The sequence below is a fragment of the Microcystis sp. LE18-22.4A genome (genome assembly GCF_027531105.1).
In the GTDB taxonomy this organism is placed as follows: Bacteria; Cyanobacteriota; Cyanobacteriia; order Cyanobacteriales; family Microcystaceae; genus Microcystis; species Microcystis aeruginosa.
This window is the reverse complement of record NZ_JAPZRB010000062.1, coordinates 1-9853: the sequence shown is the minus strand read 5'-3', so window position 1 is coordinate 9853 and position 9853 is coordinate 1. Positions and strand designations below refer to the sequence as shown.

The following is a 9853-nucleotide window of genomic DNA, read 5'->3' as shown; positions in this document are numbered from 1 at the left end:
TTACCAGTTTTGAGGTGGCCAATTACCTAATTTTCAGGGAAAAAGTGCCTAAATTTCCCCCCGATCACTCCCAGATCCAGTACTTTTTGATTGACAAAAGGTCTAAAAGTCTTACCCAACAAGGTTTTTAGATTTATTCAGCAGACCCTATTTAGGGGTTGCTGGCTTATCACCTTGACATCAGGGCCGTAGAGATTTGTACTCAATTACTATCCTATCGCTAAATTCTGGGAAGAAATCAAAATCCCCCTAAATCCTTAACAAATTCCTAATCATCTCGTTTGGCATCATGATAAGCCGCCCCGAGGTATAATTCCCCTACTTTCGGGTTATTGAGTAAATCTTGACCCGATCCCTGAAAACGATCTTGACCACTTTCTAAAACATAACCTCGATCGGACATCATTAGGGCTTTTTTGGCATTCTGTTCCACTAAAATAATTGCAGTTCCCGTCTGATTAATCACTTTTATCTGTTCAAAAACGCTGGTTACTAAGATAGGAGATAAAGCTGCCGAAGGTTCATCGAGAATTAATAAATCCGGTTGCAACATCAGCGCTCGTCCCATGGCTAACATCTGTCTTTCTCCTCCGGATAAAGTGCCAGCTTTCTGACGACGGCGCTCGCTCAAACGGGGAAACATGGCATAAATGGGCTCTTTTAAAGATTTGATATTTCCTTTGCTCGTAAAAGCTCCCATTTCAAGGTTTTCTTCAATGCTCAGGGATGGAAAAACATTAGCAATTTGGGGAACATAACCCATTCCGAGGGGAACGATTTGATTAGATTTCCAACCGGCGATATTTTGTCCCTTAAAAGTGATAGTTCCAGCACTGGGTTTTAATAAACCAAAAATCGTCTTAGCGAGGGTAGATTTTCCCGCACCATTGGGACCGATAACCGTGACTAATTCCCCCGGTGCAATGCGAAAGTTAACCCCTTGCAATATGTATAAATCCTGCACATAACCAGCATAAACTTGTTCAACTTCTAAAAGATAATCCATGGTAAGGTAAAAAGGAGATAGGAGAGAGTAATATGAATTATGAATTGGGAAGTGGGAAGCATTTTCAGTGAACAGTAATCAGTGAACTGAAAACTCACATCTGATAACTGATAACTGATCACTGATAAATTAGGGAGTTTTTTGTAAATCGGGACGTTCTTGTGGCAGAATTGCACCTTCGACGGGGCATACTTGTAGACAGATACCACAGTCGATACAAGTGGCAAAATCAATCCAATACCAATCGGTTCCTTTAACATTTTTACCCGGTCCCGGATGGATGCAAGCAACAGGACAAGCGGAAACGCAATCGGCAACCCCTTCACAAGTTCCAGTGACGATCGAATGTGGCACAGTGTTTTCTCCTCTAATTCTTAACATTACTTTACCACTTTTAGGCACTGCCGTGCCAAGATCGGATCATTGTTAGGAAACTTTCTCTTAATTCCCTAAAATATTGGGAGTTTTTTCTTGATCTTAGCAAGAAGTAAAATAGAAGTTTTCGCTAGGGTTTTTCCTATTCCCTTACGGGAGGACAAATAGTTAATTTCTTCCTGTAATTCCTGATTATTTTTCTGGAGATAATTATGATTATTTTCTAATTCTTTTAGGGATATTTCCATGTCTTTTATAGTACGATAATCTTGCTGTTGTTTCAGATACATTATCTGTTGTGCTTCCTGTAATTTTCTTAACTCTAACCAGACTTGATTCTGACTTGATTCCTTAGTTTCACTGAGCGCATACCAGAGAAAATCAGTGATTTCTTCCGCTATTGTTTGATTAACTTCAAAAAACTCGATAATATCAATTTTTTCGGGGTTAATTTTCGGGTATGACTTTCTTAAGTCTTGGGCGATATTAGAGGAAAAAGCGATGATTCTAGAAGCGGATAAAATTGCATAGTGTTTTTCTAAATCTACTGGTAAATTGCCGTTTTCTTCTGGGAATTCATAAGCAAGCAAAAGTAGAGAAGGAGTGTTTAAGGGACTGGTATAAAAAGTGGAAATAAATAAATTTGCCTGTAGGCGATCGCAAATAGCTTGAATTTTTCTGGCATCCTTTCCCGTACAATTATAATCGTAGGATTCCGCAGGCCAATATTTAAATTCTTCCCATCTTGGTGCGGTGTTATTTCTATCTAAAATAACAATGTGTTGACTAAATTCTAATTGACTCCAATGCTCTAGAATTGAAGACCAAATTCTGGCTAATTTTCGTTGCTTAAGTTGAAAGATCACGCCATCAATAACAATAATTGGGCATCTTTTCCGGGAGATAGCTTGAATTGTTTGTAATTTTTCTCGCTCATCTTCCTGTAAAATTATGCCTAAATCTTCCATCTTAACTGGATTGGGTTTAATTTCTATATCCTTAATGTCTGGGTGGGGAATTTTATAGATTTTACACACTTGATAATGTTCCTGTAATGCTTGACCATTACTGCCATGTTCTAAGCCTTGGAGATTTAAATAATATAACCCTAAAATCTCAGGAATCAAAGCCATTTTTTCCCCTTGACTGCCGATTCTTAACCAAAATTCGTAATCACCGACACAGCGAAAATTTTCCTGAAAATAACCATATTTATCGTGCAGCATTTTTCGCCACATTGGTTGAGAACCCACACAACAACCTTGACGCATCTGTTGATAGGAGTAATTTGGCCAATTCCAATGTTTTAAAGCTGGGGTGGTGGCAAAAGTATCATTTTTGAGGGTGGTAATTAATTGATCGGCATAAACTAAACTAATCTCTCTATTGTTATCTAGATAATTAGCCATAATTTCCAGAGCATTAAAACAGCGACGATCATCAGTATTCCCATTGGTGATATAGGAACCCCTAGCTAGTTTAATAGCACGATTCCAAGCGCGGTAGAGGGTTTCTCGTTCTCTAGTTCTCTGGTAAATAATATTAGGATAATTTTCTTGAAACTCTTGGATAATCTCCCCTTCATTCTCCGGGGAAGCACTATCGATAATAATAAGTTCTACTTCTCCCTTTTCGTAAAGAGTTTGAGTAACTAAATCCTCTAAACAACCCCGGATAAACTCCGCGGATTTATAGGTAGAAACAATTACAGAAACTTTGATCCTCTGCACGGGGATAGAGTTATTAAAACTAGGATTCATCGGCTTATCTGATCGCAATTCAAGACAGAAAATTTTTTTGATAATTTTGAAAAAGAAGATTTTAAGACTCTATATTCGATCGGGAGAATTGTCAAGATGTTATCGACTCTTATTGAAGATACCAGTTTATTTACCTTTGGCTTGTTACTTGACATAATAAAAAACTATAATGGGAAGGCTGTGGAAAATGAGCAACAATGACCGTATCTTCCTCCCTAGACTGGTTAACCCGTGGCACCAGTGATTTATTCCCCCATCAACCCGACTCCCAAGAGCCTAGGGAAAATTTAACCCAACTACTGCAAACTACCGATCGCCCTTTAAGAATTAAACTAGGTATTGACCCCACCGGCAGCGATATTCACCTAGGTCATAGTATCCCTTTTCGGAAACTGCGTGCTTTCCAGGATGCCGGTCATGTAGCAGTGGTGATTATTGGTGATTTTACCGCTAGAATCGGCGATCCGACGGGAAAATCGGAAGTTAGAAAACAATTAACCATCGAAGAAGTGAGAGCCAATGCCGAGAATTATCTGGCACAATTACGCCCAATTTTAGATTTTAACACCCCTAATCGCCTAGAAATTCGCTATAACTCGGAATGGTTGGGGAAATTAGACCTATCGCAAATTCTCGAACTTCTCTCCACCATGACCGTCGGGCAAATGTTGGCAAAAGAAGGCTTTTCCGAACGCTACGACCGGGAAAACCCGATTTTTCTCCATGAATTTCTCTATCCCTTAATGCAGGGTTATGATTCCGTCGCTGTCGAGGCCGATGTCGAATTGGGAGGAACTGATCAAAAATTTAATATTGCCGTCGGTCGTGATTTGCAGAAATATTTCGGTAAAAAACCGCAATTCGGGCTACTTTTACCGATTTTAATCGGAACCGATGGCAGTCAAAAAATGTCCAAATCCCTGAATAATTATGTGGGATTGCGGGAATCGGCCCTGTCCATGTACTCGAAACTGGAAAAAACCCCCGACGCTTTGTTAAAAGATTATTACGAACTATTGACAAATTTGCCCTTAGATGCTATGGCGAGCAATCCGCGAGAGGCACAAAAACAACTGGCGATCGAGGTAGTTGCCCAGTTTCACGGGAAAGAGGAAGCATTAAAGGCACAAAAAACAGCGCAGGAGATAGTTCTACAGGGAAATACAGCAGCAGCAGCTTCTGTACCCGAATTTTCCCTAGCAGCGGTCACTTTTCCCCTGAAATTATTCTATCTTCTCTCGGCCACCGGCTTATGTAAAAGTAGCGGCGAAGGGAGAAGACAGATTCAGGGGGGTGCAGTCAGAATCGATAGTGAGAAAATCACCGATGTGGACAAAAGTTTTGAGACAGCCGAAGCTTTAACGGGAAAAGTCCTACAGGTGGGCAAAAATAAATTTATTCGCTTCGTAGCTTAAATAAGCGAAAAAGTCCCTATTCGGCGGCTTTTTCCACGATTTCTAACTCAAAATCTCGAAAATGGGCTTTAAACTTTTTACTGAACTCGACGAGGACGGGTAGATTGGCGCTAACTGGTCTGCCACGCCATTCGGTGACAAACGCTTTCACCTGTCCCTCTAGTCCTTTCACGTCAAAAGGATTCGATTTGTGTTCAGGATGGTGATAAACCACCACGGACTCAATTACACGAACTCGATCGCCAACTTTCATAAACTCTCTAGCGAAGACAAACGCCTATTGTATCTTTGAAGACAATCTTATCATTGTACGCCGTATCAGGGAACGGGGAACTGAAAACTCTTAAGATTGAAACCTAGAGCTTGAGCTTTGACGATACTTTTGTTCGTAAGCAGCAATACTGGGAGCAACCTAAGCGTCACCTGTTGTGCAAGGCTGACGGCTAAAAAACTGATAACTGCTCACTGATTTGATAGCATGGGGGAAAACCTATAGAGGGTTAAGCGGTATGAGTGACTATAAAGATTCTTCTTCCATGCGCTATTTCCTGGCGGGATTAAAACCCTTTGCCCAACCTTTATTTTGGCTACCGTTAGGAATATTTTCCTTGGCTCTAATTGGTTTGTGGGTATATCAACAGAATCCTGAATGGTTGGGTTCGGTATTAGATACCCCAGGAATGTCCTTGGAGGAGCGGGAAATCAGGGCTAACCAGATTACCGATACTCCTCTCCCCACTGCTGTACCATTGCCGGCCATTCCTGCCCATAATAATACCGCTCGCCTGAATAAACCGGCCTCGACCAAGCCTTTTGACCCTTTAAATACTAATCCTGATAACAACCAGAAACCCTCTTTATTCACCCCGTTAATGCCGCAGCCTAAGCAAAATCAGGCACCGAAGGCTAGTAAAAGTCTGCAACCGATTCAAGTGCAACCGATTAGTGGCAACAATAGCAATTATCCTTTACAAAGGGAAATCGAAAATCGCTCGCGGACTCCTAACTTGAATAATTTTCCTAATCCCAACCCCGGGGGCAGCCCGAATCAAGTCAACCCCCAGGGAAATTATTCCCCTGAGCAACAAAATGTTCAGGCCCCACCCTCCCGGAATAATGCCAACCCTAACCCCGTCCCGGGCCCTAGCAACCAATCCAACTATTATCAACCCCCCGTATATCAGGCCCCCGTCTACGGCAGTCAACCTAACGTCACTGGTTATCCCAATCAGGGAATGCCGCCCAACAATAATGGCACCCCCAATCAAGTCCCACCTGAAAGTATTAACCGAGGTTTCTCCATCCAACAACCCATTAATGCCCAGCCTTCTGGTTACTAGAGGAACTTAGATTTGAGCTTGTAGGAAGTCTAATAAAATCGGATTAACTATTTCTGGGGCCTCGTCCTGGGGACAGTGGCCTAAACCGGCTAAGGGGATAAACTGTTTTACGGTCGGGAATCTTGCTAATTCTTGGCCCAAGGCCAAGGGCTCCCAGGGATCCTCGCTACCCCAAAGCAGAATAGCCCGACAGGGGAGAATCGGCAGTAGGTCTTCTGGCAGTGGGCCGCCAGAATAACCGGTAAAAGCGAGGAAAACCTCGATCGCTCCCTGATCTCGGGCGGGTTTTAGGATTATTTCTACTAATTCCTCCGTTACCGCTTCCGAGCGCCGATAAGCTTGCAGGAGAATTTTACGCACTGTCTGGGGTTTAGCGATCTGTTGGAAGAAAAAAGCCCCAATTGCTTTATTTTTGAGAATTATTTGGGCAATATCCGCACCTAAACGACGATACCAGGGTAATTTACCCCGTTTTCTTTCGTGCAGTAGTCTGAGGGAACAATTAATCGCCGCCACCCCAAGGACAAAATCGGGATGATCGACGGCAGCCTGCATGATGGCGACGCAACCGATGGAATTACCCGCCAAAAAAGCAGGACCCCCCACCACTTCCCGACAAAAATCGGCAATTTGCGCCCCCCAAGTCTCGAAAGTGTAATCGATCTCGTTTTTCGGTTCGGGTTTGTCGGAACCGCCAAAACCAATTAAATCGAGGGCAAAACAGCGACATTTTTCGCCTAAAACGGGGATATTTTTCCGCCAATGTCCCCAAGATGCCCCAAATCCATGCACAAGCACGATCGCCGGCCCCGTCTCCCCCGCACTCTGATAGGTGATTTTGAATCCCCGCCAATGCCAGATTTTTGCTTGTGTCTCTAATCCTAGAATTTGCTGCATATTTTTGTTTATCTGTAAAGTATTCGTTGCTTTTCTTAATATATACTGTCAGGAAAGAAGCATTAAGCGAATATTTTGAAGCATTTTTAGAAAACGGGTTTCTTTGAGAAACCCGTTTTCTGGCAATATTAATTTCTGTTACAGGGGTCTTGAAAAATTGGCGATTGTTTGCATAGAATAGCCGCAGTCATCCTTTGCTGCCAACACCATGACTTCTACCCTTTTGTCGATTTTTGCTGCTGTTGACGATGTTTTGTTCAATTTTGCTCAATCTGATGGCTTGAGTCAAGTTAATCAGGTGAATAGTGCGAGAAATCAGCGTTTAACCGCTACCGTAGTCTTCCTTGATGCTGGTGTTACCGATTATCAAAGTCTCCAAGCTGGGGTAATTCCAGAAGTCGCCACCGTTATTCTCTCTGCCAATCAAGACGGAATCGAACAAATATCCGCTTTTTTACCACTGTTGAAACCTTAGATTTGTCGGAGTTGCAGACATCTGGGGTTTTTCAGCCAGATATACCCTTCTTTGCCGGCTTAAGTACCTAAGCAAAATTAATGACACAAATCTAACCCCCCCTTGCCGTTCGGCTGAGCTCACGGCCGAAGCCTCTTGCATGAGTGCCTTTCTCCACTAGGAAATTTATTTTGCACCACTACTTAACTGTTTAATTTTCACCCTTTATTCAGGAAAAAATCATGTCAACTCCTTTTTTAGTTAAGGATATAAGCCCCTATAGCTCCAACCCCATCCGTCTAACGGCAGTGGGCAATACCCTGTTCTTCGCTGCCAATGACGGCGTGAACGGTACTGAATTATGGAAAAGCGACGGCACGGCGGCCGGTACGGTTTTGGTCAAAGATATCCGCCCCGGTTCCTCTAACTCCTCCTCCGAATCTCTAACGGTGGTGGGCAGTACCTTGTTCTTCGGGGCCGATAACGGCGTGAACGGTCGGGAATTGTGGGCCTTAAATGTGAGTACGCCTGCAGCTGCCACCCTCGCCATTGCCGCCACCAATGCCAGTCAAACCGAGGGCAACAGTGGCAGTAAAGCCTTTACCTTCACCGTCACTCGTGCGGTTAATACCACGGGAAGCAATAACGTCAACTGGGCAGTTACCGGCAGCGGAACTAATCCTGCCAATGCCACGGATTTTGTCGGGTCCGTGTTACCCAGTGGGGTAGTGAGTTTTGCTGCGGGGGAAAGCAGTAAAGTAATTACTGTTGACGTTCAGGGAGATACAACGGTAGAACTGAACGAAAACTTTACCGTCACCCTCTCCAATGCCACCAACGGCGCTACCATTACCACTGCTACTGCCACCGGAACCATTCAAAATGATGATGTAGCAGTTCCCACCCTCGCTATTGCCGCCACCAATGCCAATCAAACCGAGGGCAACAGTGGCAGTAAAGCCTTTACCTTCACCGTCACTCGTGCGGATAACACCACGGGAAGCAATAACGTTAACTGGGCAGTTACCGGCAGCGGCAGCAATCCTGCTAATGCCACTGATTTTGTCGGAGGAGTGTTACCGTCAGGAAGCGTGAGTTTTGCGACGGGGGAAACCAGTAAAGTGATTACTGTTGACGTTCAGGGAGATACAACAGTAGAACTGGATGAAAACTTTACCGTCACCCTCTCCACTCCCACCAACGGCGCTACTATTACCACCGCTACTGCCACGGGAACCATCAATAATGATGACTTTATCGGTACTTCTGGTCCTGACACCCTTGTGGGAACCTCTGGAGCAGATGCCTTGACTGGATTAGCCGGAAACGATACTTATACGGTAAATGATGCCGGGGATTTGGTCATTGAAGCTCTCAACCAGGGAACCGATACCGTGCAAGCTTCCATTTCCTATACCCTAACCGATAACGTGGAGAATCTTACTCTTACGGGAACCGCTAACCTCAATGGTACAGGCAATAACCTTAATAACATTCTGACAGGTAATAGTGGTAATAACATCCTGACAGGTTTAGCTGGTAATGATAGCCTTGATGGAAAAGCTGGCGCAGATACAATGATTGGTGGTCTGGGAAATGATACTTACACCGTAGATAATACGGGAGATATAGTTACAGAAAACCTCAATGAGGGAACTGATACCGTCCAAGCTTCCATTTCCTACACCCTAACCGATAACGTTGAGAATCTTACTCTTACAGGAACCGCTAACCTCAATGGTACAGGCAATAACCTTAATAACATTCTGACAGGTAATAGTGGTAATAACATCTTAACGGGTAATGAAGGTAACGACACCCTGAATGGTGCAGCTGGAATCGATACTTTAACCGGTGGTTTAGGTGCAGACATCTTCATCTTCCAGTTTAGTCAGTCCACCGCCGCAGCCCTAGACCGAGTTACGGATTTTGCTATCGGTGATGATAAGATTGACCTGCTTAGTCAAGCTGGTGCGGCCATTAATGCCCCGGTCGCTTTTACCCGGGCAACAGATAGCACCACGACCAGTATTAACACTATTGTTACTAACGTCTTTACCGATGCTAATGGGGCAACAGCCGGAAATCAAGCTCTCGGAATTAACAGTGCTGTTTTAGTGCGGGATAATAGTTCTTCTACTTACCTAATTATCAACGACGGTACGGGGGGTTTCCAAAGTGCTAATGATTTGGTGATTAATCTGACTGGGTTAACGGGTACTTTACCGGCGCTCGGCACTATTGCAGTCAATAGTTTCTTTGTCTAAATTGATGGGGGGGATTCTTAAATCGAGTTCCCCCATTCACCAGTCATCAACTCATCGGCTCTGACAGGCGATCGCCATTGGTGTGAGTTTCAAACGTAAGCGTCAAAGTTGATCACAGGGAAGGAAATGGCGATCGCAGTGGGAGGCGGTCACTATGGCGTAAACTCAAGGGGGATTAGTGCAATCAGTAACGTTTAGTTCTTGACATCCTCGCCGCCCTAAAAGTGCGGCGATTCCTAAACCTCACGATTTAAGTTTCTGCTTCCACCACCGTCGCATACCACAGTTAAAAAACCATGTACTGTCTTACACAGAGTCCACAGACTTTCGCCCCATTTC

9 protein-coding genes are annotated in these 9853 nt (G+C 43.9%); 4 read left to right on the top strand and 5 right to left on the bottom strand.

The window, feature by feature from the left end:
- Positions 1-268: 268 nt before the first annotated feature.
- From O9295_RS02850 to O9295_RS02840, 3 genes are all read right to left on the bottom strand, one after another.
- Positions 269-1006 (bottom strand): ABC transporter ATP-binding protein, encoded by a 738-nt coding sequence (locus O9295_RS02850; RefSeq protein WP_288031546.1) that lies wholly within the window; start codon positions 1004-1006, stop codon positions 269-271.
- 129 nt (positions 1007-1135) lie between these two features.
- Positions 1136-1360 (bottom strand): ferredoxin family protein, encoded by a 225-nt coding sequence (locus O9295_RS02845; RefSeq protein ID WP_041804484.1) that lies wholly within the window; start codon positions 1358-1360, stop codon positions 1136-1138.
- A 95-nt stretch (positions 1361-1455) separates the two neighbouring features.
- The gene (locus tag O9295_RS02840; RefSeq protein WP_288031544.1) at positions 1456-3141 is read right to left on the bottom strand and encodes a glycosyltransferase; all 1686 of its coding nucleotides are present in this window, start codon (positions 3139-3141) and stop codon (positions 1456-1458) included.
- Between the two features lie 197 nt (positions 3142-3338).
- Here O9295_RS02840 and tyrS point away from each other — a divergent pair, with 197 nt between their 5' ends.
- Positions 3339-4556, top strand: coding sequence for a tyrosine--tRNA ligase (tyrS, locus tag O9295_RS02835; RefSeq protein ID WP_288031542.1), 1218 nt, complete (start codon positions 3339-3341; stop codon positions 4554-4556).
- Positions 4557-4572: 16 nt separating this feature from the next.
- Here tyrS and O9295_RS02830 read toward each other — a convergent pair whose 3' ends face one another.
- Complete coding sequence (locus tag O9295_RS02830; RefSeq protein WP_150975815.1) at positions 4573-4809, bottom strand: ferredoxin-thioredoxin reductase variable chain; 237 nt, start codon at positions 4807-4809, stop codon at positions 4573-4575.
- A 256-nt stretch (positions 4810-5065) separates the two neighbouring features.
- Between O9295_RS02830 and O9295_RS02825 the strand changes: the two genes are divergently transcribed.
- Positions 5066-5896, top strand: coding sequence for a hypothetical protein (locus O9295_RS02825; RefSeq protein WP_288031539.1), 831 nt, complete (start codon positions 5066-5068; stop codon positions 5894-5896).
- A 6-nt stretch (positions 5897-5902) separates the two neighbouring features.
- On the opposite strand, the gene O9295_RS02820 is transcribed toward O9295_RS02825, so the two are convergent.
- On the bottom strand, positions 5903-6793 hold the full coding sequence (locus O9295_RS02820; protein WP_288031536.1) for an alpha/beta fold hydrolase: 891 nt from the start codon (positions 6791-6793) through the stop codon (positions 5903-5905).
- Positions 6794-7001: 208 nt separating this feature from the next.
- Between O9295_RS02820 and O9295_RS02815 the strand changes: the two genes are divergently transcribed.
- On the top strand, positions 7002-7268 hold the full coding sequence (locus tag O9295_RS02815; RefSeq protein WP_288031533.1) for a DUF4347 domain-containing protein: 267 nt from the start codon (positions 7002-7004) through the stop codon (positions 7266-7268).
- Between the two features lie 221 nt (positions 7269-7489).
- Entirely contained in the window at positions 7490-9514 is a 2025-nt protein-coding gene (locus tag O9295_RS02810) for an ELWxxDGT repeat protein (RefSeq protein ID WP_502846486.1), read from the top strand.
- Positions 9515-9853 lie beyond the last annotated feature (339 nt).